This window comes from Mesorhizobium sp. BR115XR7A (assembly GCF_020165315.1).
GTDB lineage: Bacteria > Pseudomonadota > Alphaproteobacteria > Rhizobiales > Rhizobiaceae > Mesorhizobium > Mesorhizobium australicum.
The window spans coordinates 285264-308775 of the sequence record NZ_JAIUHW010000005.1 but is presented as its reverse complement, the minus strand read 5'-3'; the positions used below and the strand labels follow the sequence as shown (position 1 = coordinate 308775).

At 63.8% G+C, this 23512-nt stretch carries 30 protein-coding genes; 10 read left to right on the top strand and 20 right to left on the bottom strand.

The annotated features are described in order from the left end of the window. Positions 1-16 precede the first annotated feature (16 nt). Entirely contained in the window at positions 17-175 is a 159-nt protein-coding gene (locus LB557_RS13285) for a DUF3309 family protein (protein ID WP_015315312.1), read from the top strand. A 64-nt stretch (positions 176-239) separates the two neighbouring features. On the opposite strand, the gene LB557_RS13280 is transcribed toward LB557_RS13285, so the two are convergent. Beyond that, positions 240-1199, bottom strand: a complete 960-nt coding sequence (locus tag LB557_RS13280; RefSeq protein ID WP_224644117.1) for an SDR family oxidoreductase — start codon at positions 1197-1199, stop codon at positions 240-242. An 89-nt stretch (positions 1200-1288) separates the two neighbouring features. Further along, positions 1289-1498 (bottom strand): DUF680 domain-containing protein, encoded by a 210-nt coding sequence (locus LB557_RS13275; RefSeq protein WP_224713065.1) that lies wholly within the window; start codon positions 1496-1498, stop codon positions 1289-1291. A 109-nt stretch (positions 1499-1607) separates the two neighbouring features. Here LB557_RS13275 and LB557_RS13270 point away from each other — a divergent pair, with 109 nt between their 5' ends. Then, positions 1608-2522, top strand: coding sequence for a LysR family transcriptional regulator (locus LB557_RS13270; protein WP_224713064.1), 915 nt, complete (start codon positions 1608-1610; stop codon positions 2520-2522). On the opposite strand, the gene LB557_RS13265 is transcribed toward LB557_RS13270, so the two are convergent. The 3 genes from LB557_RS13265 to LB557_RS13255 form a co-directional block, all read right to left on the bottom strand. After that, positions 2480-3661 carry an MFS transporter gene (locus tag LB557_RS13265; RefSeq protein WP_015315316.1) on the bottom strand — a complete coding sequence of 394 codons (1182 nt, stop codon included), beginning with the start codon at positions 3659-3661 and terminating at the stop codon, positions 2480-2482. The two genes, LB557_RS13270 and LB557_RS13265, sit on opposite strands and share 43 nt — an antisense overlap. A 98-nt stretch (positions 3662-3759) precedes the next feature. Next, positions 3760-4068 carry a DUF1244 domain-containing protein gene (locus LB557_RS13260; protein ID WP_140874813.1) on the bottom strand — a complete coding sequence of 103 codons (309 nt, stop codon included), beginning with the start codon at positions 4066-4068 and terminating at the stop codon, positions 3760-3762. An 11-nt stretch (positions 4069-4079) separates the two neighbouring features. After that, positions 4080-4877 (bottom strand): N-formylglutamate amidohydrolase, encoded by a 798-nt coding sequence (locus tag LB557_RS13255; protein WP_224642714.1) that lies wholly within the window; start codon positions 4875-4877, stop codon positions 4080-4082. A 287-nt stretch (positions 4878-5164) separates the two neighbouring features. Between LB557_RS13255 and LB557_RS13250 the strand changes: the two genes are divergently transcribed. Continuing rightward, on the top strand, positions 5165-5611 hold the full coding sequence (locus LB557_RS13250) for a DUF1036 domain-containing protein (RefSeq protein WP_174361986.1): 447 nt from the start codon (positions 5165-5167) through the stop codon (positions 5609-5611). Beyond that, complete coding sequence (pyk, locus tag LB557_RS13245) at positions 5608-7041, top strand: pyruvate kinase (RefSeq protein ID WP_023773940.1); 1434 nt, start codon at positions 5608-5610, stop codon at positions 7039-7041. Before LB557_RS13250 ends, pyk begins: the two co-directional genes overlap by 4 nt. On the opposite strand, the gene LB557_RS13240 is transcribed toward pyk, so the two are convergent. From LB557_RS13240 to ykgO, 4 genes are all read right to left on the bottom strand, one after another. After that, a complete protein-coding gene (locus tag LB557_RS13240) occupies positions 7011-7514 on the bottom strand; it encodes a hypothetical protein (RefSeq protein WP_224642715.1) in 504 nt (167 codons plus the stop codon). The two genes, pyk and LB557_RS13240, sit on opposite strands and share 31 nt — an antisense overlap. Before the next feature lie 52 nt (positions 7515-7566). Further along, the gene (locus tag LB557_RS13235) at positions 7567-8634 is read right to left on the bottom strand and encodes an alpha/beta fold hydrolase (protein ID WP_224642717.1); all 1068 of its coding nucleotides are present in this window, start codon (positions 8632-8634) and stop codon (positions 7567-7569) included. Between the two features lie 93 nt (positions 8635-8727). Beyond that, a complete protein-coding gene (locus LB557_RS13230) occupies positions 8728-9375 on the bottom strand; it encodes a tetratricopeptide repeat protein (RefSeq protein ID WP_140616674.1) in 648 nt (215 codons plus the stop codon). 110 nt (positions 9376-9485) lie between these two features. Continuing rightward, entirely contained in the window at positions 9486-9611 is a 126-nt protein-coding gene (gene ykgO, locus LB557_RS13225) for a type B 50S ribosomal protein L36 (RefSeq protein ID WP_006327841.1), read from the bottom strand. Between the two features lie 242 nt (positions 9612-9853). On the opposite strand from ykgO, the gene LB557_RS13220 reads away from it, so the two are divergent. Next, the gene (locus LB557_RS13220) at positions 9854-10273 is read left to right on the top strand and encodes a lysozyme inhibitor LprI family protein (RefSeq protein ID WP_224642718.1); all 420 of its coding nucleotides are present in this window, start codon (positions 9854-9856) and stop codon (positions 10271-10273) included. Between the two features lie 12 nt (positions 10274-10285). On the opposite strand, the gene LB557_RS13215 is transcribed toward LB557_RS13220, so the two are convergent. From LB557_RS13215 to LB557_RS13170, 10 genes are all read right to left on the bottom strand, one after another. Beyond that, positions 10286-11362 carry a 5-(carboxyamino)imidazole ribonucleotide synthase gene (locus LB557_RS13215; protein ID WP_015315325.1) on the bottom strand — a complete coding sequence of 359 codons (1077 nt, stop codon included), beginning with the start codon at positions 11360-11362 and terminating at the stop codon, positions 10286-10288. After that, positions 11359-11856: a 5-(carboxyamino)imidazole ribonucleotide mutase gene (gene purE / locus LB557_RS13210; RefSeq protein ID WP_023773946.1), complete on the bottom strand. Its 498-nt coding sequence runs from the start codon at positions 11854-11856 to the stop codon at positions 11359-11361. Before purE ends, LB557_RS13215 begins: the two co-directional genes overlap by 4 nt. Positions 11857-11955: 99 nt before the next feature. Further along, positions 11956-12867 (bottom strand): anti-sigma factor family protein, encoded by a 912-nt coding sequence (locus tag LB557_RS13205; protein ID WP_015315327.1) that lies wholly within the window; start codon positions 12865-12867, stop codon positions 11956-11958. Next, complete coding sequence (locus LB557_RS13200; RefSeq protein WP_041163301.1) at positions 12864-13403, bottom strand: sigma-70 family RNA polymerase sigma factor; 540 nt, start codon at positions 13401-13403, stop codon at positions 12864-12866. The genes LB557_RS13205 and LB557_RS13200 overlap by 4 nt, the downstream gene beginning before the upstream one ends. A 417-nt stretch (positions 13404-13820) precedes the next feature. Beyond that, positions 13821-15026: an aminotransferase class V-fold PLP-dependent enzyme gene (locus LB557_RS13195; RefSeq protein WP_140662709.1), complete on the bottom strand. Its 1206-nt coding sequence runs from the start codon at positions 15024-15026 to the stop codon at positions 13821-13823. Between the two features lie 25 nt (positions 15027-15051). Continuing rightward, positions 15052-15513: a RidA family protein gene (locus tag LB557_RS13190; RefSeq protein ID WP_015315331.1), complete on the bottom strand. Its 462-nt coding sequence runs from the start codon at positions 15511-15513 to the stop codon at positions 15052-15054. Between the two features lie 37 nt (positions 15514-15550). After that, on the bottom strand, positions 15551-16345 hold the full coding sequence (locus LB557_RS13185) for an amino acid ABC transporter ATP-binding protein (protein ID WP_224642719.1): 795 nt from the start codon (positions 16343-16345) through the stop codon (positions 15551-15553). Positions 16346-16350: 5 nt separating this feature from the next. Further along, positions 16351-17001, bottom strand: coding sequence for an amino acid ABC transporter permease (locus tag LB557_RS13180; RefSeq protein WP_015315333.1), 651 nt, complete (start codon positions 16999-17001; stop codon positions 16351-16353). A 1-nt stretch (position 17002) separates the two neighbouring features. Continuing rightward, positions 17003-17668 (bottom strand): amino acid ABC transporter permease, encoded by a 666-nt coding sequence (locus LB557_RS13175; protein ID WP_015315334.1) that lies wholly within the window; start codon positions 17666-17668, stop codon positions 17003-17005. Positions 17669-17741: 73 nt separating this feature from the next. Continuing rightward, the gene (locus tag LB557_RS13170; protein WP_174361987.1) at positions 17742-18572 is read right to left on the bottom strand and encodes a transporter substrate-binding domain-containing protein; all 831 of its coding nucleotides are present in this window, start codon (positions 18570-18572) and stop codon (positions 17742-17744) included. A gap of 170 nt (positions 18573-18742) precedes the next feature. On the opposite strand from LB557_RS13170, the gene LB557_RS13165 reads away from it, so the two are divergent. Next, the gene (locus LB557_RS13165; protein WP_224642720.1) at positions 18743-19531 is read left to right on the top strand and encodes an IclR family transcriptional regulator; all 789 of its coding nucleotides are present in this window, start codon (positions 18743-18745) and stop codon (positions 19529-19531) included. 29 nt (positions 19532-19560) lie between these two features. On the opposite strand, the gene LB557_RS13160 is transcribed toward LB557_RS13165, so the two are convergent. Then, positions 19561-19764 (bottom strand): YdcH family protein, encoded by a 204-nt coding sequence (locus LB557_RS13160; RefSeq protein WP_015315337.1) that lies wholly within the window; start codon positions 19762-19764, stop codon positions 19561-19563. Positions 19765-20002: 238 nt separating this feature from the next. Here LB557_RS13160 and LB557_RS13155 point away from each other — a divergent pair, with 238 nt between their 5' ends. From LB557_RS13155 to LB557_RS13140, 4 genes are all read left to right on the top strand, one after another. Beyond that, positions 20003-20182, top strand: coding sequence for a YdcH family protein (locus LB557_RS13155; protein WP_015315338.1), 180 nt, complete (start codon positions 20003-20005; stop codon positions 20180-20182). 333 nt (positions 20183-20515) lie between these two features. Beyond that, the gene (ispG, locus tag LB557_RS13150) at positions 20516-21769 is read left to right on the top strand and encodes a flavodoxin-dependent (E)-4-hydroxy-3-methylbut-2-enyl-diphosphate synthase (protein ID WP_224642721.1); all 1254 of its coding nucleotides are present in this window, start codon (positions 20516-20518) and stop codon (positions 21767-21769) included. Positions 21770-21774: 5 nt separating this feature from the next. Continuing rightward, positions 21775-22629: a lytic transglycosylase domain-containing protein gene (locus LB557_RS13145; protein ID WP_140792673.1), complete on the top strand. Its 855-nt coding sequence runs from the start codon at positions 21775-21777 to the stop codon at positions 22627-22629. 126 nt (positions 22630-22755) lie between these two features. Then, positions 22756-23508 carry a Stf0 family sulfotransferase gene (locus LB557_RS13140; protein WP_224642722.1) on the top strand — a complete coding sequence of 251 codons (753 nt, stop codon included), beginning with the start codon at positions 22756-22758 and terminating at the stop codon, positions 23506-23508. Positions 23509-23512: the final 4 nt, after the last annotated feature.

Sequence of the window (23512 nt, the reverse complement as noted above, 5' to 3'; positions counted from 1 at the left end):
ACGGCGAGGGCTCAAAATGACGATCAGCACACTTCTCGTTATCATCCTGATCCTGATCCTGATCGGCGCTGTGCCGGCATGGCCGCATTCGCGCTCCTGGGGCTACGGACCATCGGGCATTGTCGGCGTCATACTGGTCGTGGTGCTGATCCTGCTTGTGCTGGGCAGGATCTGACCGGCAACGATCCGCCGCCGGACCCTTACTGGGCGCAGCTGTTCTCACCTGCCAGCAAGCTCGATCAGGCGGCCTGGCGACGGGCGGGCGCGACGGCGATGCCGATATCCTGCAAGGCTTTGTTCACCGCCTGATCGAGCGGCGTATGCGGGATTTCGCCGATGATGCCTGCCAGCCGCGTCGAGATCAGCCGGTGCGGCTCGAAGCGCAGGTATGACATCGAGACGATCTCGCGCCACATCGCCACGAACGGGCTGCCGGCGCGCAGCACCCACCAAGGCATGGAAGTCATCTTGAGTTGATGGCCGACGGCGTTCTCGGCGGCCACCTTGATCTCGAGATCGGTGACGGCATGGCCCGGAAAGCTCAGCGCCTCATAGAAGCCGAGCTTGTCGAGATTGCGGGCCAGCGCGACGAAACCGACGGCGAAATCCGGCAAATAGGCCCATTCATGCACGAGGTCGGCCGGACCGGGCGCGGTGTAGATGCCCTTGTTGATCTTGGCGGCGACGATCAGGTCAAACCAGGAGCCGCTGCCGGTGCCGCCGAAGAAATCGCCGGCCCGCAGAACAATGGTGCGCACCCGTCTGGCCTCGGCCTCACGGCGGAACAGATCCTCCATGGCACAGCGGATGCGGCCCTTCTCGGTCGTCGGATGGAACGGCGTGTCTTCCGATATCACCGCCGGCATAGGCGAGCCGTAATTGTAGACGGTGCCGGGGAAGAGATGCTGCGCATCGTTGGCATGGCAGGCGGCCATGACATTTTCGGCCATTGGCAGGCATTTGCCCCAGTCGGTGTAGATCGGGTTGAGGCCGTTGAAGATGATGTCGACGCCCTCGGTGGCCTGGATCAGCGATTGACGGTCCAGCGCATCGCCGGCAACCGCCGTGGCGCCCTCAAGCTCGGCCGGCACCATGCCGGTACGGGTGACGGCGCGGACGTCGAAGCCGGCGTCGATGAAGGCCTTGGCAACCACGCGACCGAGCCGGCCATTGGCGCCGAGAATTGCGATCTTGGTCATTCTTCGTCTCCTTATTTGTTTTCAAGTGCGGGGTTTGCCTAGAAGCGACGGGACGAGCCCGCCGCTTCTGGATTTTCGAGGGCCGCCGTTCAGCGGCTGCCGAAGAGGTCGCGGTTGCTGCCCTGGACGGCTGGCTTCTGATTGGTCGCCTCGGATTTGCTGATCGACGTGGTGGTCACATTGTCGGTGGTGACGACGGTTGGCTGGCTGGCATTGTCCGAGCCGAACTTGTCGCTGCCGGCGAAAGCCGTGTTGGCGGCGATGAAGAGGGCGGCGGTTGCGAGTGCGATCTTGGTCATTTGGATTGCTCCTGGTTGGTTGTTGCAGTCCGTGTTTGCAGGGTGAATGTGATTGCTTCATCGATGAATTAAAATTGACTATGAATGCAGTTTTGATATTCATTATTGAATGAGGGACATTGACTGGAACCTAATCAAGAGCTTTGTCACCGTGGCGGAAACCGGCAGCCTGTCGGCCGCAGCGCGGAAGCTGTCGGCAAGCCAGCCGACGCTTGGCCGTCACATCGGGGAGTTGGAACAGGCGCTCGGCGTCACGCTTTTCCGGCGCGGGCGAAGCGGCTATGCGCTGACCGAAGCGGGAGCCACGCTGTTCGAGCGCGGCAAGACGGTGAGCGAGCAGGCAAGCGCCTTTTCACGGCTCGCTCTGGGTTCGGTCGAGGCGATCGAAGGCACGGTGCGCATCGCGGCCAGTGAGGTGGTCGCGGCCTATGTGCTGCCCGACATGATGGCGCGGCTCGGCGTCAACGAGCCCGGCATCGAGGTCGAGATCGTTGCCTCGAACCAGGTCGAGAACCTGCTGCGCCGGGATGCTGACATTGCCATCCGCATGGTCAAGCCGGCGCAGAACGAACTGGTGGCGCGCAAGGTCTGCGATATCGGACTCTGCGCCTGTGCAGCCATATCCTACCTCGATAGGCGCGGGCGCCCGCTGGGACCGGCCGACCTCGTCAATCACGCCCTGATCGGCTTCGATCGCAGCGACGAGATGATCCGGGCCTTTTCCCAGTATGGCATCCCGGTCACCCGAAACAGCTTTCGTTTCAGGGCCGACAATCAGATCGTGCTTTGGGAAGCGGTGCGGGCGGGAAACGGCATTGGTCTTGGCCAGGAGCCGCTGGCAGACCGCGATCCGCTGGTGGAAAGGGTGTTGCCCGGCCTGCCCTTGCCTGCCCTGCCGGTATGGCTGGCCATGCATCGCGACGTGCGCACCAGCGTGCGCATCCGCCGCGTGGCTGATTTTCTCCACGAGGAATTGAAGCACTATTCGGCAGGGGCGGCATCCGGAGCGAATTCGGCGCGGTGAGCCAAACCGGCCATCAGCAAGACGACGATCAGCAGAGCCGACATGGCGATGAAGATCGGGCCGAAGCTGGAATGCTCGGCGACGAAGCCGATCGCCGACGGCGCCACCAGAATACCGGAATAGCCCATGGTGGTGACGACGCTCATGCCGGTGCCCGACGACATGCCCTCCTGGTTGCCGCCGGCGGAAAAGATGATCGGCACCATGTTGGCGATGCCGAAGCCGCAAAGCGCAAAGGCTGATATGGCGAGCCAAGGCGAAGGTGACAGGCCGGCGATCAGCATGCCGGCGGCCGCGACGATGGCCGAGCCGCGCAGTGTCATCACCGCGCCGAAGCGGTTGCGGACGCCATCGCCGAAAAAGCGCATGATCGCCATGACGCCGGAGAAGGCGGCATAGGCAAGACCGGCGACGGCGAGGTCGGCGCCGAGTTCCTGCCGCAGATACAGCGCCGCCCAATCGAGCACCGCGCCCTCTGAAATCATCGTCAACAGGGCCATCAGGCCGATGAGGTAGACCAATGGGTTTGCCGGCAGAGCGAATTTATGATGCTCGACCGCCTGCGGCTTGTTTTCGGCCACGATGTGGGGCACCGCCGCCGCGATTGCCGCGAAGGCAAGCACGGTCACCACCGCGGCATGGGCGAGGTGGCCATAGGTCTGGATGGCGAAGCCGCCGAGGGCGCCGCCGGCGAACCCGCCGAGGCTCCAGAATCCGTGCGAGGAGGACATGATGGCGCGCCCCAGCCGCCGTTCCACCACCACCGCATTGGCATTCATGGCGACATCCATGCCGCCGATGGAGCCGCCGAATATGAACATGGCGATGGCCGCCAGCGGCACGTCGGGTGCCAGCGCCACGACCAGCAGGCCGAGGCTGCCGCACAGGCCGAACCAGCGCAGCACGGTGCGCGAGCCGTGTTTGGAGATCAGGTGGCCGCACCATGTCATGGCGGTGACCGCGCCGGCGCCGAACAAAAGGATCAGCAGGCCGAGCGTGAATTTCGAGATGTCCAGCCGGGTCAGGAAGACAGGAATCTGCGGCGCCCAGCTGCCGGTCAGGAAACCATTGGCGAGGAAAATGGCCGCCACGGCCCATCGCCCACGAATGGCAGTCTGCATGGCGTTCGAAGCGTTCATGGCACGAATCCGGTCAGAAAATGGCTTTGCGCGGCAAATTAGATCGATTCAATTTTCAGTCAAGCGCTGTTGTGGGAAAGCATTTGGGCTAAACGGGCTCAGTGATCCTTGGGGCGCCGTGCTTCGAATTCCGCCTTCTTGGCGTCCGAAGCCTCTATCTGGTTGAGCGCCTGCCATTGCGCATAGGGCATGCCGTAGACGATCTCGCGCGATTGCTCTTTGCCGAGATCGACGCCTTCGGCATTGGCTGCTTCGCGGTACCAGTTCGACAGGCAGTTGCGGCAGAAGCCGGCGAGGTTCATCAGATCGATGTTCTGCACGTCGCCCCGTTCACGCAAATGCTCGACCAGTCGCCGAAAGGCGGCGGCCTCGAAGTCGCGCTTCTGTTCGTCGCTGAGTTCGGTCATCGAAACCTCCGTCATAGCGGCCCGGTGCGCGAGCCGAACATCTTTACCGCATGTATATCGGGACGGCGGTCGATCGCGTCAACGATCGGTGCGAGCCGCCCGGCCCAGGCGACAATGCCCTTCTGGTCCGCTATCAGATCCTGGCGGATTTCGATCAGCGCGTGGGCATAGCCATTGACGATGGCGTGCCTGAACATGGTGTCGCCGCGCAACGCGCCATCATACGGTTCGTTGTCGCCAACCACGAGTTGTTTGTCCTCAGCCAGCATATCGATCAGCGGTTGCGCCACCCGGTCGTCCTTGTCCCACAGGATACCGACATGCCACGGACGTTGCTTGCCCTGCATGGCAGGGGTGAAGGAATGCACCGAGAAGATGAAAGGCGCTTGCCCTGAAGCCTGCGCGACTGACGCAATCATGGCGCCGACCGCGTCGTGATAAGGGCGGTAGAAGCGATCGAGCCGCCTTTCGCGTTCCTCCTGCGCCAGGGGATAATTTCCGGGAATGATGGTGCCGTCGTAAAGCTGGCGAATGAGTGTTGGATCGTCCTCGCCTCGGTTGGGGTCGATCAGCAGCCGCGAGAAATTGGCGAGCACCGCCGGCGCATTGAGCAGGGCCGCCAGTTCGCGCGTCACCGCTTCGACGCCAATGTCATAGGCGATATGGCGGTCGAATTCGGCCGGGGCCAGCCCCAGGCTGCCATATTCTTCCGGCAGGTCGCGGCGGGCATGATCGGCCAGAAGCACGATGCCTCGCTTGCGGTCGCCCTCGACAATGTCGAAGGGCGCGAAAACTGTGGATCGGGTCATTGGCGGAAAAATGGTCGTTCGCTGGCCTTCGGGGAGGATGCTATCGTCATTCCACGAAGACGACCTGTGCGCAATGCCGTTGTTTAGCCAAGGTTTCCCGGGAAATCTTGCACGGGGCGACGGTCGTGCGCCGGGAGCCTTCCTAAATCGATTGGAATCGGTCAAAACGGCGCGTTGACATGCGCCCGGACTTTTCCGAAAAGGGGCGCAGAGAGATGCTGATGTGGTTCTTGAGGGGTTTTAGGATGGGTTCCCACGGCGGGCAGCGCGCGCGCTTTGCCTTAGCCATGCCGCTCCTGACGCTCGCCGTGGGACTGTCAGCGATGGTCACAGCTTCACCGGCGCGCGCCGACTTCCGCGTCTGCAACGCCACGCAGAACCTGGTCGGCGTCGGAATCGGCTATCGGGCCAAGGCCGGCTGGATCACCGAGGGCTGGTGGCACATCGAGGGATCGAGCTGCAAGACGTTGATCGAAGGGCCGCTGTCATCAAGGTTTTACTATCTTTATGCAGAAGACGCCGAGCGCGGTGGACGCTGGGACGGCCCGATCAACATGTGCGTGGCTGAAAAAGAGTTCAAGATTGCCGGCGTAAGCGACTGCGTCGCCAGGGGCTTCCAGCGCGCCGGATTCCAGGAATATGACACGGGCGAGCAGGCAAGCTGGATGGTCCAGCTCACCGACGAGCCCGCAACGGGAGGCGCTCCAGCCGCCCCGGGAACGAATAGTCAATGAGACGTAGCCGCAAGGTCAAGATCCTAGCCACAATCGGTCCGGCATCTTCCTCCGAGGAGATGCTGAAAAAGCTGTTCGAAGCCGGCGCCGATGTGTTCCGCATCAATATGAGCCATACCGATCATGAGCTGATGCGCACGCTGGTCGCCCGCATCCGCGCGGTCGAGGAAAAAGTTGGCAGGCCGATCGGCATCCTGGCCGACCTGCAGGGCCCGAAGCTGCGCGTCGGCAAGTTCGCCAATGGCAAGGAAGTCTTGACGCTGGGCCAGACCTTCACGCTCGACGACAATCCCGAGCCCGGCACCTCGACAAGGGTCTACCTGCCGCATCCTGAAATCCTGAGCTCGGTCGAGGCTGGCCATCGCCTCCTGATCGACGACGGCAAGCTCGAACTGAAGGCGGTAAAGAGCGACGGCAAGTCGATCGTCTGCACCGTTATTGCCGGCACCACCATTTCCGACAAGAAGGGCGTCAGCCTGCCAGATACCGACCTGCCGGTCGGCGCGCTGACCGAGAAGGACCGCAAGGACCTCGACGCGGTGCTCGCCACGGGCGTCGACTGGGTCGCGCTGTCCTTCGTGCAGCGGCCGGAAGATCTGGCCGAGGCGCGCAAGATCGCCCGTGGCCGGGCGCTGATCATGGCCAAGATCGAAAAACCGCAGGCCGTGGCCCGGCTGGCCGAGATCATCGAACTGTCCGACGCGCTGATGGTCGCCCGCGGCGATCTCGGCGTCGAAATGCCGTTGGAGGCGGTGCCCGGCATCCAGAAGCAGATCACGCGCGCCGCGCGCCGTGCCGGCAAGCCGGTGGTGGTCGCCACGCAGATGCTGGAATCGATGATCACCGCCCCTGTGCCGACCCGCGCCGAAGTGTCCGACGTTTCGATCGCCGTCTTCGAAGGCGCCGACGCGATCATGCTGTCGGCGGAATCGGCGGCGGGCGCCTATCCGGTCGAAGCGGTGGCGATGATGAACCGCATCGCCGCCAAGGTCGAAACCGATCCGACGTATGCCGGCATCATCAACGCACAGCGTTCGGAGCCGGAAGCGACCGGCGCCGATGCCATTTCGCTGGCCGCCCGCGAGATCGCCGAGACGCTGAAACTGTCGGCGATCATCACCTACACGGCATCGGGCACCACCGGCCTGCGCGCCGCGCGCGAGCGTCCGCAGGTGCCGATCATCGCGCTGTCGCCGATCCTCAACACGGCGCGACGGCTGTCGCTTTTGTGGGGCACGCATTGCGTCGTCTCGCCCGATGCCACCGATCTCGACGACATGGTCAACCGCGCCTGCCGCATCGCGCTGGAAGAAGACTTCGGCAAGCCGGGCGACCGGGTCATCATCACCGCAGGCGTGCCGCTGCGGACTCCGGGATCGACCAACATGCTGCGCATCGCCTATGTCGGATCGGAAACAGCCGGCCGGTAGTCGGCCGCCAGCGTCGTTGCAGTCCCCAGCGCTCTTACCGCGGCTTCCGCGTGGTTTCTTCGCTGGAGGAACCGTCGCGCGCGAGGAATGGGGTCATGCAGATATTGATTTGGGCCGAGCATCTTTCGCCGGTTGAGTTCGGTCTTATCGAGCAGATCGAAATCCACTTTCGCAATCGTGCAACGCCATCCGGCGTTGCGCGAAGCCCAGCTTCTTTCATGGTGTTCGAGCAACCGCTCTCGGGCGCAATAGCCATGATAGTCGAAAGCGATCAGGCCGTTCGTCACATAGATATGGTTTCCTGAAAAACCTTCGTCAGGAATGATCCGTTCGCCGTAAAATCCCTCCAAAGGCGGATGCTTGAGGAAGGTGCCGGCGAGAATGGCGCATGCGCCGTGACCGAAAAAGATGCGATCCGGCAGCGCCCATCGCTTTTCCGGATTTCTCTTTATGCCGTGTTTCAGGAGGTACATGCCGCTGTGATCCCAATGGCGGGCTGCGATGGCCGTTTTCGGTTGGCACGGATCAGGTCGGCGCGAGCTCCGCCTCAGGTTCTTTGATGTCGGCGCATTTGCCCGTGCCATATGTGTCGCCGGCAATCCGTGCCTCCACCGTCCTGGCGATTGCTTCCAGATCGATATCCTTGCCGCCGACTTTCTCGATGGCGCCGACGACGAGGTCGGATGCGATCCAGTCTGGCTTATGGCCGAGATTATGCACCCAGACGAGCTCGGCACCCAGGATGTCGCGCACCAGGCCGACGGAGTGGATCCGGGCATAGACAACCTTGTCGCGGTCGCCGGAGATGACCACGGTCGGGGCTGTGATCTCTTTGTAGTGCGGTGCGGCGCCGAGCGCATAGCGATAGAGGCCGGCAACGTCGGTGGCGTTGGCGCGAAAGGCCGACGGCCGCAGCACCAGCGGGATCGAGGTTGCGGCGAGATAATCGTCCGGCACCTTGTTGGGGGAGAAGACGCAGGTCGTGGCGTCCGCCATCCACAGCGATCCGGCCGGGTAGGTCAGCGTCTCGGAGAACAGCCGGCCGATCACCGGAATGGTGGTCAGGTCGTAGTACCAGGACGTCGCGCCGCCCGGCCAGGGATGGGTCGCCGGCGCCAGGAAGACCAGCCCGAGCGTCTTGTCCGCATGCTCGCGGCCGAAAGCCGCCGTCACCACGCCGCCGAAGGAATGGCCGACGATGATTGCCTTCTTGATGCCGAGACGGTCCATCAGGGCGGCGATGGTTGCGGCTTGCGCCGATGGGTCCTCATTGTTGCCTGGACCGCGGCCGGACCAGCCAAAACCAGGCCGGTCGAAGAACAGCATTTCGGCGCGGCCTTCAAGCAGCGGCCTGAGTGGCAGCATCTGGTCTTTCAAATTGGCGCTGGCGCCATGGATGAAGACGATCGGCGGCAGATCCGCACTGGCTGAGGCGGGGAGGTGGACGTAGTGGATGCGGGCACCGTCGATGTCGGCGAACGCCCCGACCGAAGGACCGCGGCGCTCGATCAGCCACGAGCCGGCGCGGGTGACGCCGACCAGGGCAAGGACAAGCGCCATCAGGAAGGCGAGCGCGGCATAGATCAGGTTCATGCTGGGATATACGGGGATGGAGGGGGATAAGTTGTGGGGTAGGGCAGTAGGGCTGGCTCCAGCGCCAGCGCCTAATGGCTATTTCCTGATCTATCAAATGCCTTCGCCGGCAAGCTCTTCCGACAGGGTCGCGACCTGGTTCTGGGCGCTGCGCATCATCGGGTAGATGGCCAGCACCTTCTGCCAGGCCTCGAGCGCCGATTGCTTGTGGCCGGTCTCGGCCATGATCTGGGCCAGGCCCGACAGCGCGCCAAAATGGCGTGGCTCGAGCTGCAGCGTGCGGTCGATGTCGGCCATCGACTTGCCGTAGTTCTTCATCATGAAATGCACGGTGGCGCGACGGTTCCAGCCTTCGGCGTAGCTAGGCTGCAAGGTCACCACCTGGTCCAGGAAATCGAGCGCGACGTCGAATTTCTGATCATTCATCGCTTTTTGCGACCACTGCATCATCAGGTCGATCGAGGCGCTGCCGGACTGGAACCATTCGTTCCAGATGCTGCCGGCGATGCGCTCGGCGGCCTTTTCGTTGCGCTCGCGCTTCAGGTCGGAGAACAACTTGTCGAGCCGGGCCTGTTTCGTCATCGGCGTGGCCGGAGTGTCCGGAGCCGCTGGCTGGGCATCGGCGGGCGCCGGCTGACCATCCGCGGCCGCCACCGCGATCGGCCGATCACCGGCTTGGGCCGGCAGGGGGATGACGCCGGAAACCAGCAAAGTCGTCAAGAATACAAAAAGAATCCGCATCGCCCGAGTTTAATCCCGGGCGGCGGAACATCAAAGTGATTTTAGCGTGGGAAGGTCGGCTGGCCGACAAGCATCAGTGGGCGGAGACGAAAAAGCCTCCGGCCGAAAACTCAACCCTGGCGCGCCTTGTAGCGCGGGGCGGTCTTGTTGATGATGTAAACGCGGCCCTTGCGGCGAACCAGCTGGTTGTCGCGGTGACGCGCCTTCAACGCCTTGAGCGAATTCTTGATCTTCATGGTCTTGCCTGTCGGTCTGGACCCGGTTCGGGGTCGAATTTTTAAGGCGCGCCAGAAGACGCGCCTTTTGAACGGTGGGTGGCTCATAAACGAGGAGACTTGCCCATGTCAACCGTAAGTCAACCGCAAGCGCGCTCCGCGTCCCGATATCATCAAATATCCGCCATGTCGGCCCCGTGGCATTGCGCGGCCATGAGCCGGCTGGGATGATGTCGTCCATCGCAAGCGATTTGGGAACGACCATGCGCCGAATATTCCTCTCCTCCTGCCTCGTCATCCTGGCGGCGAGCTCGGCTGCCCGAGGGCAAGAATGCGACCGCTCCGACGACAGCCAGCAGATGATGAATATCTGTGCCGGCGAGGACTATCAGGCGGCCGACGCCAGGCTCAATGCGGCCTACCAGGCGCTGATTGGCTCCGATGATGCCGATGGCAAGAGATTGCTTCAGGTGGCACAACGCGCCTGGATCAGCTTCCGGGCTGCCGAATGCGCGCATAACACCGCCGCCAGCCAGGGCGGGTCCATCCATGCGATGGAGGTCTCGCAATGCCTGACCAGGCTGACCAATGATCGCATCAAGCAGCTCGCCGCCTCCGCCAATTGCGAGGAAGGCGATGCAAGTTGCGCCAGCCCCGACGCGGACAGCGACGAGGTGCAATAGGCGTGTCTGGTATCAGCCGCGGCGGCTGATGCGGGTGAAATGACCCATCTTGCGACCGGGCCGGGCCTCGGCCTTGCCGTAGAGGTGCAGCATCAGGTCGGGCTCGGCGAGCAAGGCGGGAACGCGCAGCACGTCGTCGCCGATCAGGTTCTCCATCACGCAATCGGAATGACGGTTCGAGCTTCCCAATGGCAGGCCGGCAATGGCGCGGATATGCTGCTCGAACTGCGAAACGATGCAGGCGGCTTCGGTCCAATGGCCGGAATTGTGGACGCGGGGCGCGATCTCGTTGGCCAGCAGGGAGCCGTCGGCCGGTACGAAGAACTCGACACCGATGACGCCGACATAGTCGAGCGCCGACAGGATTTTCGTCGCCGCGTCTTTCGCGTCCCGCGCGGTCGCCGGCGCAACGCCGGCCGGCAAGGTCGATGTGTGCAGAATACCGTCGCGGTGCACATTCCAGGCTGGATCGTAGGCGGCGACAGTGCCGTCCAGCCCTCGCGCGGCGATGACGGAAATCTCGCGCTCGAACTGCACGAAGCTTTCCAGGATCAGCGGCACATTGCCCATCCCCTCGCAGGTGCCGGCGAAACCGCCGGCTTCCATGTTGCGGAAGACGCGCTGGCCCTTGCCGTCGTAACCCATTCGCCGCGTCTTCAGGATGCCGCTGCCGCCGAAGGCCTTCAGCGCCGCCGCCAGCTCGTCGTCGGTGTCGACTTGATGGAACGCGGCGGTGGCGATGCCGATGCCGTTGAGGAATGTCTTTTCGCTCACCCGGTCCTGCGCCACGTCAAGCGCCCGCGGCGGCGGATAGACCGGCACTTTGGCGGCAAGCGCGGTTGCGGCGGCGACCGGCACGTTCTCGAACTCGTAGGTGACGACGGCGCTTGCAGCCGCCAGTTCGGCAAGTGCTGCCGGATCGTCATAGGCGGCCGTAATCTGCCGGTTGGCGACCTGTGCCGCCGGGCAATCCGGTTGAGGCTCCAGCACGATGGTGCGATAGCCGAGCCGGGCGGCGGCCATTGCCAGCATGCGGCCAAGCTGGCCGCCGCCAATGATGCCGATGGTCGATCCGGCGGGCAGGCTCACGGCGTATCCGTCGGTTCGGCCGCGACCTTGGCGGTCTGCGAGGCGCGCCAGGCATCGAGGCGCTGGGCAAGCTTGTCGTCGTTGAGCGCCAGCACGGCGGCGGCCAGCAGGGCGGCGTTGGCCGCACCAGCCTTGCCGATGGCCAGCGTTCCCACAGGAATGCCGGCCGGCATCTGGACGATCGAGAGCAGCGAATCCTGGCCCGACAGCGCCTTCGATTCCACCGGCACGCCGAACACCGGCAGTGGTGTCATCGCCGCCGTCATGCCGGGCAGATGCGCGGCACCGCCGGCGCCGGCGATGATGACCTTGTAGCCGGCGGCCTTGGCGCCTTTGGCGAATTCGTAAAGCCGGTCGGGCGTGCGGTGCGCCGAGATGATCAGCCGTTTGTGGGGCACACCAAGCGCCTCCAGCGTCTCCGCTGCCTGGCGCATCGTCGCCCAATCGGATTGGCTGCCCATGATGATGGCGACGTCGGCGCGTTGATCGTCCAAGCTTCTGCTCCCCGGCGACAAAGGCGCGCCTTAGCGGAATTCGCGCGGGGCCGCAAGGATTTCAGGCCATCGGCGAGATGCCGACGGCCATATTCCGGCTCATGCCGCCGCCTTGCGGAAGCGAGCGACGAAGTCGTCGAGCTCGGGGCGCTCCATGTCGGAGATCGCCCAATAGGAGAAGGCGCCGTCGCTCCAGTGCACCATCGAAAAGCCGCCGGAGGAAAGATCGTCCGGCTGGGTGGTCTTGCCGCCCTGCTGCGGTTCGGCGACCAGGGTGATCAGGTGCTCGCGGTGGCGGTAGACCAGTGCCGGTACCGGCCGGCCCGATATCACCTCGACCCGGCCGCCGATAAGAGCGAAACCCTCCTGGGCAAGATCCGGCGCCGGCGGCGAGACGCCGATGCGGGCGTCCAGCCACGGTTTGACCGTATGGCGGTCGGAGGAGACGATGTCGATCGGGCTCGCGGCGAGCAGGCTGCGGCGATGGCCGCTGGCGACGGCCGCGGCCAAGCCGTCTTCGGCGCCGTTGAACATTACCCATTGCGTTGCGCCGCTGGCCAGCACCGCGCTGATCATGATCGATGCCGCCATGGCGCGCCAGTCGAACGAGCCGAAGCGGCTTGCCCTCGGCGATCTCCGCGCCAGCGAAGGACGCGTCCCGGCTTCACGCCGCTGGCCGACGCCAGCGCCGGCAATCAAGCCCGGCAGCGCCGACGGCGTGCCGCGCTGCGGCTCTGCTGCCTCGGCTGTCGCCGGCTGCTCGGTGCTGGCCATGCCGATCGCCGCGATGCGGGCCCGAAAGGCGTCGCTCACGTCGGGGCGCGGCAAGCGGCTGACCGCGCCTCGCAAGGCAAGGATGCGGGCATGTTCGGCGGCAAGCCGGGGATCGGCGGCGATGCGACGCTCCACCGCAAGGGCCGCCGCCGCATCAAGCTCGCCATCAACAAGGGCGTGGATCATCAGTCTGACACCTTCGGGATCATTGGGCAGTCCATCGTCATGGCCGGTCATGGCGCTCTCCCCAGTTCGGACGCCAGCAGGCCGCGGGCGCGGGCCAGCCTGGACATCACCGTACCCATCGGCACGTCGAGCATGGCCGCTATCTCGCGATAGCTGAGGCCGTTGATGTCGCGCAGCACCAGCGTTTCGCGAAACGGCTGCGGCAGGGCAGCGATCGCAGCCTCCAGTGCCGCCGTGTCGGCCCTGGCGATCAGGCTCGCTTCCGGACCATCCTCGTCCGGCAGGCTGGTGCCATGGGCGGCCGCCATGTCGTCGAGATCGCCGAGGTCGCCGACGGCCATCATGCCGCGCGGCCGGTTGCGCGCCATCCAGGTGTAGGAGGTGTTGCGCACGATGGTGAGCAGCCAGGCACGCGCATTGCCGCCGGCGTAGCCTGATATGCCGGCATGCGCCTTGATGCAGGCGTCCTGAACGACATCCTCGGCGTCGGCGGCATTGCCGGTCAGCCAGCGGGCAAGCGCCAGCGCGTCGCCGAGATGCGGCAGCACTACGTCGTTGAAACGCTCTGCCAGGGCCCTGTCGCTCAAAGCAGCACCATGATCCTCTCCGGAGCGGACAGGCCGTGCCGCCTCAAGATGCGACAGCGATTTTGCCTGGCTTGCAGGAGCAAAGCCCCCGGAAACGGGCAAAGTCGTCTGCCTTGCTGAAAGTGAATTCATCTGCGTCACCAGTGTCAAGCGCTATGAAAGGAGGGGCGCTATGAAAAGGAGGGGCGCCATGGAGAAGGGATTGATGACGATCATGCTCGGCAGCGCATGACGGCGGCTGACGCCGCAGCCGTGTTCGCTGTGCTCGCGATGATGGGGCATGCCAGTCTCCTCAACGCCAGCCGTGGCGTATGTCGAGGAGACTTGTTGAAGAGAGGATTTATTCCCGCGTGGGCAAATTCCGGCTGTTCACAGTCGCGTGATCAGCCGATGCCTTCGGCATGGTCGGTTTAGCGATCAATCCGGCCAGCGCAAGACGCCTGACGAATCCTTGCGGGCGACCTTCATCGCGTCGGCCGGGCGCTCCTTCGCCGTCAGCACGGCGCGCAGACGTTCGGCGACAATCTCCGCCTCGCCGGGGTGAAGGTTGCAGGGGTCGAGGAAGAAATGGCCGCGCTCGACCTCGTGGTTGCGCACGATGATCGGCGGCGAGCCGGCGGCAAGGGCCGAGGCAAGACCGGCGGCGGTGAAGCGGCTCTCCGGCGTGACGAATATCTGCAGCCGGTCGAGCGGATTGGCGGTGGGGTCGGGAATGATGATGGCGGCGATGCCGGGCAGTCCCTGCAGCGCGTCCTTCCACAGGTTCAGTGCTGCTTCCTCGCGCCGGCGGATGCCGGCATGGTCGCGCTTCTCCCAGGCTTCGAGTGCCGCCATGGTGCCGGCGATGCTTTCCTTGCCGACCTTCATGGCGCGCGCAACGCCGCGGTTCTGCAGATAGGCGGCCCGCACCAGATCCTTGCGGCCGGTGACGATGCCGCTGGTCGGCCCGCTCAGGAATTTATGGCCGCTGTAGATGACGACATCGGCGCCGCGCGCCAGAAAACCGCGCAGATCATACTCGGACGCGGCGTCGACGATCACCGGCACGCCCTTGGCGTGGCAGATATCGCAGAATTCCTCCAGCGACAGCATGCCGTATTGCACCGTGTGGTGGGCCACGACGTAGAGGGCCGCCGCCGTGCGCTCGTTGATCGCCTCGCTTACATGATAGTCCTGGGTCACGCTGACCGTGCCGGCGGGCACCACCCTGGCGCCGGCGACGCGGACCGACTGGTCGATCGGGGCGCCGTAATTGACGATGTGGCCGAGCTGGATGACGACCTCCGACTTGAGGTCGCCAGTGTCGTCGGGCAGGCGCTCGATGGCGAGCAGGCTGGTTCCGGTCATCGCACCGGCGATCGCCATGGTGATGCCGCTGGCGCAGCAGGCGGTGATGAAGCCGGCCTCGCCGCCGGTGAGGCGTGCGACGACCGTGCTCGCGGCGCGCTGCAGATCGTCCATTTCCACCCATTGCGAGGCCATTTCAGCCATGGCGGAGATCGCTTCCGGGACGATGATCGAGGCGCCGAGCGCGGTCATGGTGCCCGAGACGTTGATGATCGGCCGCAATCCCAGCCGTTCGCGGATGGTGGTGTTGGAGCCGGTGTCGGAAGAGGTTTTCATGTGAGCTAATCCCGTGGGTGGCAGGTCAGGCGGCGATCTCGACGACCGCTTCGATTTCGACGGTGATGTTTCCAGGCAGCGAGCCGACGCCGATCGCCGAGCGGGCATGGCCGCCGATCTTGTCGAAGACGTCGGCGAACAGGTCCGAGCAGCCATTGACCACCTTCGGATGGTCGCTGAAGGTCGGCGTCGCGTTGACGAAGCCGAGCAGCTTGACGACGCGCACGATACGGCCGAGATCACCGGCGGCGGCATGCATGACGGCAAGCAGGTTGAGCCCGGTCAGCCGGGCATGCTGATAGGCTTGCTCGACCGTCACGTCCTCGCCCACCTTGCCGGTGCAGAGCGTGCCGTCGGCGCGCAGCGGCCCCTGGCCGGAGAGGAAGATCAGCCGCCCGCTCTCGGCATGGGTGACGAAGTTGGCGATCGGCGTCGGCGGCTCGGGCAACGTCAGGCCGAGTTCGGCGAGCCTGATATAAGGCGTCATGGATGAAGGCTCCTTGGGCGGCTTTGGCCGCCTGAGTTTAGAAATGCGAGGCTCGGAAGCGCGCCAGGAAAGTGCGGAGACGTTCGTTGCTGGTTTCCGCCGCGAGGATCTCCTTCGGCGGCCCGACGGCGCTGACGCCGCCATCGGCCATGAAGACGATGCGGCTCGAAGCGTCGCGGGCAAAGGCCATTTCGTGGGTCACCATCAGCATGGTCATGCCATCCTCGGCGAGGCTGCGCACCACTGCCAGCACCTCGCCGACGAGTTCGGGATCGAGCGCGGAGGTGATCTCGTCGAGCAGCAGGATCTTCGGTTCCATGGCCACGGCGCGGGCTATGCCGACGCGCTGCTGCTGGCCGCCGGAGAGTTCGGCCGGCAGGCTGTCGGCCTTGTGGCCAAGGCCGACGCGCCCGAGCCAGTGTTCGGCGATCGATCGTGCCTCGGCGTCCTTTTTTCCGCGCACCTTGGTCAGACCCAGCATGATGTTGCCGGCCGCCGTCAGGTGAGGGAAGAGGTTGAAGCTTTGGAACACCATGCCGGTCTCGGCGCGCATGGCGGCAAGATCGCGCTCGCTGCGGCGCTGACGCGTTCCGGCCTCGCGAAAACCGACCTCCTTGCCGTCGATGCGGATCGAGCCGCTGTCGTAGCTCTCCAGGAAGTTGACGCAGCGCAGCAGCGTGGTCTTGCCGCTGCCGGAAGGGCCGATGACGGTCACCACCTCGCCGCGCTTCACCTGAAGGCTGACGGAGCGCAACACCTCGACGGCACCGAAGGCCTTGGAGACATCGCGCACATCGAGCAGCGCGGGACCGGCGTTTGGGGCTTCGGACATCGTTGCTATTCCCGGATGAAGGAGAAACGCCGCTCGAGCCGCCGACTGGCGAGCGAGAGTGCGTAGTTGACCGCGAAATAGAGGAGCGCGCCCAGTATATAGAGCGGCATCGCTTCATAGGTGCGGCCGATGACCTGGTTGATGGCCTGCATCAAATCGGTGATGCCGAGCAGCGACACCAGCGCGCTGCCCTTCACCGCGTCGGTGACGCCATTGATCCAGGGCGGCAGGAAGCGCCTGAAGGCCTGCGGAAAGATGACGTAGGTGAGCCTCTGGCGAAAGGTCAACCCGATCGCCATCGCGGCTTCGGACTGTCCCTTCGGAATCGAGCCGACCGCGCCCCTGAGGTATTCGATGACCTGCGCCGTCTTGAACAGGGTGAGCGCGGACACCGCGGCCCAGAACGATGGCAGATGCAGCCCGATCGCCGGCAGGCCGTAATAGACGAAGAACATCAGCACCAGGATCGGAATGCCGCGAATGGTGTCCGAGAAGATGCGCACCGCCCAGCGCAAAGGGGCGGGACCATAGATCAGGCCGACGCCCAGCAGGACGCCGGCGATAAGCGACAGCACCACCACCAGCAGCGAGACCCACAAGGTCACGGCGAAGCCCTGGGCAAGGAAGGGCAGTGCGTAGAGGATCTGGCTCAGCATGTCAGCGCGCCGCCCTGAACCGGCGCTCGACGAGCCGCAGCCCGAAAAGCAGCGCATAGCCGGTTACCAGATACATCGCCGTCGTGACCAGGTAGACCTCGACGATGCGGAATGTGTTGAAGTTGATCCATTGGGCGCCGAAGGTGAGTTCGGGCACCGAGATGACCGAGGCGATCGAGGTGTCCTTGAACAGCGAGATGAAGGTGTTGGAGAGCGCCGGCAGCGTGATGCGCAGCATTGTAGGCAGGCGCACGTGCAACAGCCTCTGCCATGGCGTTAGGCCGATCGCCTTGCCGGCATCGAGCTGGCCGCGCGGGACAGCCTCGAGCCCGGAGCGAAACACCTCGACCAGATAGGCGCCGCTATAGACCGACAGGGTCAATACAAACGAGGTTGGTGCACTGTAGGCCAGGTCGACCACGGTCGGCAGGCCGTAGAAGACGAGATAGACCAGCAGGATCAGCGGCACGTTGCGGATGAATTCGACATAGGCGGCGATCACCGCCCGCACCACGCGTCCGGCCGAGACGTACCAGACCGCGAGCACCAACCCGATGACGACGCCGATGGCGATCGAGATCACGGCAAGCTCGAGGCTGAGCAGCAGGCCGCCCCAGAGCTTGTCGAAATGCCGCCAGATCAGGTTGAAATTAAGGGCATAGCCCATGCATCCGCCTCGGTGTGAAGGACGTCGAGTCGATTACGGAAGGGCAACAACGCCACCCTTCCGTAATCCGGGATCAGATGACCGGGAAGCCGGGGTGACGCGCCGGCGGCTCCTGGCCGAAATAGTCCTTGAAGGCGGCGTCATAGAGCGCCGATTCGTGGCCGAACATGGCGATGGTGAAAGTCTGGTTGACGAAGGTCAGCCAGTCCAAATCGCCTTGCCGCAGCGCGGCGCCGTAAAGCATCGAATACCAGCTCTTGCCGGCATCGAAATACTTGTCTGGATTGCGCGAGGCGAGCCAGCGCACGGTGGACAGGTCGACCGCGGCGGCGTCGGCACGCTTGGACTCCAGCGCCTGCAGCACGTTCGCCTGCGTGTCGATCTGCAACACCTGGGCCTGCGGCAGAGCATAGTGGACCGAGCTTTCGGCGTCGACATTCTGCAGGATGGAAATGCGTGTCGCTGAACCACCGGCCAGCAGCTTGTCGAAGGTCTTGTTCTCGGCGGTCGGCAGGGTCAGCAAGGCAACGCCTTCGACATAGTAGGGCCGGGAGAAATTGATCAGCTGCGAGCGCTGCGCCGTCATAGTCATGAACTGAATGGTGATGTCGACCTTGTTGGTGGTCACGTTGGGAATGCGCTGGGCCGGATCCTGCATGACGAACTCGACCTTGGTCGGGTCGTCGAAAAGGCCCTTGGCGAGAATGCGGCCCATGGTGATATCCATTCCGACCAGTTCGCCGGCATCGTTCTCGAAATGCCAGGGTGCGTTGGTGCTGCCGGTCCCGACAATCAGCTTGCCTCTGTCGAGCACGGTGCGCAGCAGGCTGTCGGATGCGGCCTGTGCGGCGGCCTTCTGCGCATCGACGGCTGCCAGCACGCCGGCCGTGGCAAGTCCCGCCATTCCCAATTTCAGAAAATCACGTCTTCCGGATGTGTCGTTCACGGCGACCTCCTTTCGTGTTGTGTTCCCCTATGCACAGGCCATACACGCGGCAGTGATTATCAAAGATTGTCTCTTACAAGAGACGCATGTATCCTGTACAAGACAGATACTAGCACCGGGAATCGACAATGCAAGATGGTAGTGTTTTGGCTGCTTCGGCCGACGAGAAGGCGCCGGGCTCCCGTGAGAAGGGCCTCAACCGGGTCCTGGAGATCCTGGAGTTCCTTCACACGACGCAGCGTGCGATCGGGATTGGCGATCTCGCCAAGGGCGTCAATGCGCCGCGTTCGACCACCTACACGCTGGTGCGGTCGCTGGTCGACGCCGGCCTTCTGGAAATGGCCGGCGACGGCAATCGCGTCTATTTCGGCAAGAAGCTCTACCTCTACGGGATGGACTATGTGCGCGGCAACGACCTGTTGCGGCGCGGGCGCCAGGAGGTCGACCATCTGTCGCGCGAGACGGGCGAGACCTCGGAATTGTGCATGCTGCAGAGCGGCCGCTATACGATCGTCCATTCCAGCCCTGGTACCAGGCCGTTCCGCATCAGTTCGGCCACCGGCCTGCAGATACCGCTGCCCTGGACCGCGTCTGGCCGGCTATTGCTTGCGGGGCTGGATAGAGTTGCGATCGAAGCCATGGTGTCTGATGACGATCTCGTGCTGCCTGACGGGCGCAAGCTGCAGCTCGACGATTTCATCGCCGACATCGCAAAGGCAGGGGTGACCGGCTACTGCGTCACCTCGGGCCTGGTCGACGCCTATACGAAATGCCTCGCCGTGCCGGTCTTTTCAGCGCCAGGCAAGGTCGAGGCGACGATGTGCCTGGTGGTTCCGATCGATACGTCGGAGGAGCGGACCGCCGATCTCATCGGCCTGCTGCGCGGCCGCGCCGCCGGGCTCTCGATCGGCGCATAGGCGGAAAGTGCCGGCGGCGCGATTCCGTCTCAGGCGATGATGTCTGGAATGATCCTGTCTTCCAGCTTCATCAGTCGGTCCTTGAGGAACAGCTTCTTCTTTTTCATGCGCTGGATCTGCAGCGGGTCGCAATTCATGGCGATCATCGCGTTGATCGCGGCATCGAAATCGGCGTGTTCCTGCTTCAGCCGGGAAAATTCGAGGCGAGTATCGGCCTGTTCCTGATCGGACATTCTCTACCGTCTGCACGTCTGCGGCGCCCAAAACTGGGCCTGGTTGGGCGGGGGCGGCAATTTCTGCCACCGGCGCGCAGCCCATATCACATTTCACGTTGTCGTGGAATGCTACCACGCAGCATTCGACATCGCTGCTCGATGGTGGCACACTGTCATTGTGCCGTCACAGATACGACCTGCGGTGGACGTGCCTTGGCGGCTGCAATCGAGGAAACCATGAAAGGGAGAACCAATCATGTCTCTTGCATCCCATCTTGATGAGTTGCAGCGGAAACACGGCGACATCGAACGCGAAATCGATGACGCGATGAATCACCCGTCGGTTGATGACCTCGAAATCGGGAATCTCAAGCGACGCAAGCTGGCACTCAAGGATGCGATTGAGAAACTGAGGGCGCAACCAACCACGCATTGATCCTCACCTGACATAGCCGCTCACCACTGGCGGTCTTCCTTGCCGGCGGCGCCAGCCGCCGGTGCAGTGATTGCGATTTTCAGCGCTGCACCATAAGCGGAAACTAATATCCTTCGGACCCATCTTGCCCGCTTGGCCGCTGCCAGCTCGTGTGCTGTTTCAGGTCCCGGCCGGGACCAATTGCTGCCAGTGGCGACCTGTCGCCATTGACAAGCCATCTTTGCTCCTCCACCTCATGCCGGACTTCAACGCATCGGCCCCGGCTTGTGCGTCCAGGTGGACGCACGCGCTTCAGAGAGACGCATAGCGCTCCAGAGACAAAAGGCTGCCGGCATGACCGGATATTTTTCTTCTCCCTTCCCCCGCCGCACCTCGGTCGGCGTCGATGTCGGCGGCGTGGTCGTCGGCGGCGGCGCGCCGGTGGTCGTTCAGTCGATGACCAACACCGACACGGCCGATATCGACCAGACAGTCGCGCAGGTCGCGGCGCTGCACCGCGCCGGCTCCGAGATCGTGCGCATCACCGTCGACCGCGATGAAAGTGCCGCCGCCGTGCCGCGCATTCATGAGCGGCTGCAGCGGCTTGGCATCAACGTGCCGCTGGTCGGCGATTTCCACTATATCGGACATAAGCTCCTGGCCGATCATCCGGCTTGCGCCGAGGCGCTGGCCAAGTACCGCATCAATCCCGGCAATGTCGGCTTCAAGGATAAGAAGGACCGGCAGTTCGCGGCGATCGTCGAGATGGCGATCAAACATGACAAACCGGTGCGCATCGGCGTCAACTGGGGCTCGCTTGACCAGGAGCTTCTGACGCGGCTGATGGACGACAACCAGGACAAGGGTTTCCCGCGGACGGCGCAGGAAGTGACGCGCGAGGCAATCGTGCAGTCGGCGATCCTGTCGGCCGAGATGGCCGAGGAAATTGGTCTTGGCCGCGAAAAAATCATCCTGTCGGCCAAGGTCAGCGGCGTGCAGGACCTGATCGCCGTCTACACCGAGCTTGCGACCCGTTCCAACCATGCGCTGCATCTCGGCCTCACCGAGGCCGGCATGGGCTCCAAAGGCATCGTCGCGTCTTCCGCGGCCATGGGCATCCTCTTGCAGCAAGGCATTGGCGATACCATCCGCATCTCGCTGACGCCGGAGCCCAATGGCGATCGCACCCGCGAGGTGCAGGTGTCGCAGGAACTGCTGCAGACCATGGGTTTCCGGCAGTTCGTGCCGATCGTCGCGGCTTGCCCGGGCTGCGGCCGCACCACCTCCACCGTGTTCCAGGAACTGGCGCAGAACATCCAGGCGGACCTGCGCAAGAACATGCCGGTGTGGCGGGAGAAATACCCGGGCGTCGAGAACCTCAAGGTCGCGGTGATGGGCTGCATCGTCAACGGTCCCGGTGAATCCAAGCATGCCGATATCGGCATTTCGCTGCCCGGCACCGGAGAAACGCCGACCGCGCCGGTCTTCGTCGACGGCAAGAAGGCGGCGACGCTGCGCGGGCCGTCGATCGCGGCGGATTTCGAGAAAATGGTCGCCGACTATATTGACCAGCGCTTCGGTCGGGGCGGCAAGGCCGCGGCAGAGTAAGCCAGATGCGGCGTTTCCCGTGGGTGGCGCTGATTTTCCTGTGTGGCATGGGCTGGTCGACGCTTGCCCAGGCGGATCCACCGCAATCGGCCAAGCAGCGGCTGATCGACAAGGTCTGTAACCTGATCCAGGCGCATGCCGATCAGAACGGCCTGCCTCGGGATTTCTTCGCCCGCCTGATCTGGAAGGAAAGCCGGTTCGATCCCAACGCCGTGAGCCCTGTCGGCGCCGAAGGCATTGCCCAGTTCATGCCGGGCACCGCCAAGATGCGGGGGCTTGAAAATTCCTTCGACATCAACCAGGCGATTCCGGCGTCGGCTAGATATCTTGCCGAAATGAAGGCCGGCTATGGCAATCTCGGTTTGGCGGCCGCTGCCTACAATGCCGGCGAGAGCCGGGTGTCGCGCTGGCTGAATTCCGGTGGCTTCCTGCCGATGGAGACGGAAAGCTATGTCTTCGACGTGATGGGCGAGCCGGTCGACAAGTTCACCGACCGGGCCTATGCCGGCAAAGTCGAGCCACTCGACGCCAAGCTGGATTTCGCGGTCGCCTGCCGCAAGCTGCCGGTGATCATGTCCAGAACCGTGGCGATGGCCTCAATCAACATCAAGCCATGGGGCATTCAGGTGGCGGGCAATTTCCGCCGCAGCGCCGCGATCAGCCAATGGCTCAGGGTACGGGGCCGTTTTCCGGCCCTGCTTGCCGGGCATGATCCGGTGGTCAGCCGAGTGCGTACGCCGATCGGCCGGCGCGGCATCTACGCGGTCCGGATCGGCGTCGACGACCGCGCCGCCGCCAATGTCATCTGCCAGAAACTGCAAAGCATCGGTGGCGCCTGCGTGGTGGTGCGCAACCGGTAGCCGAGGAGGGTTGGGCTGCACGGGGCACACGCCGTTGGAATGTGCCCATCGTATCCAGCAACGACTTCAGCTATAGCGGCGCCGGACCGGTGGGCTGGTCCGCCTTCGGCAGCTACAGGGACAGCGATGTTCGACGCGTACATTATCTGCGGCACGCCCAGAACCGGCAGCACCTTGCTGTGCAAACTGCTGGCGGCCACCAGAACGACCGGCGATCCACACTCATTCTATCGGAGGCAGGATGTGTCGGAGTGGGCCGAAGAATGGAACCTGCCGCCTCGCGACACGATGGGCGAGCTTGAATTCCAGCTTGCCTATCTCAATGCGGCGATCGATGCCGGCAAGGGTGGTACGGAAATCTTCGGTCTTCGCCTGATGCGAGAAAACCTGGACGAGCTTTCAGCGATCCTCGAGCGGATTTTTCCGGGGCTTGTGTCGGACAAAGCGCGTTTCGAAAGGGCTTTCGGTCGCGTTCTCTACGTGCATCTGTCGCGTGAGAACAAGCTTGCGCAGGCTGTCTCCCTGGTCAAGGCGGAGCAGACCGGCCTTTGGCACGTCGCTCCCGATGGAACGGAGATCGAAAGGCTCGGATCGCCAGGAGAACCGCGGTACGATTTCCAGCGTATCAGGGACGAAGTCGCCGAGCTTGAGGCCTATGACGCAGCGTGGAACACATGGTTCGCCGAGCAAGACATACCGCCACTGCGGACTGGCTACGAGCGGCTTTCAAGCAGCCCGGCGGCAACGCTGATCTCCATCTGTCAGGCCTTGGGTGTACAGTCGCCGAACGCCGGGGATGTGAAACCGGGTGTCGCGAAGCTCGCTGACTCGACAAGCCTCGACTGGATGCGCCGCTACCATCTGGACGCAACCGTCTGATGCC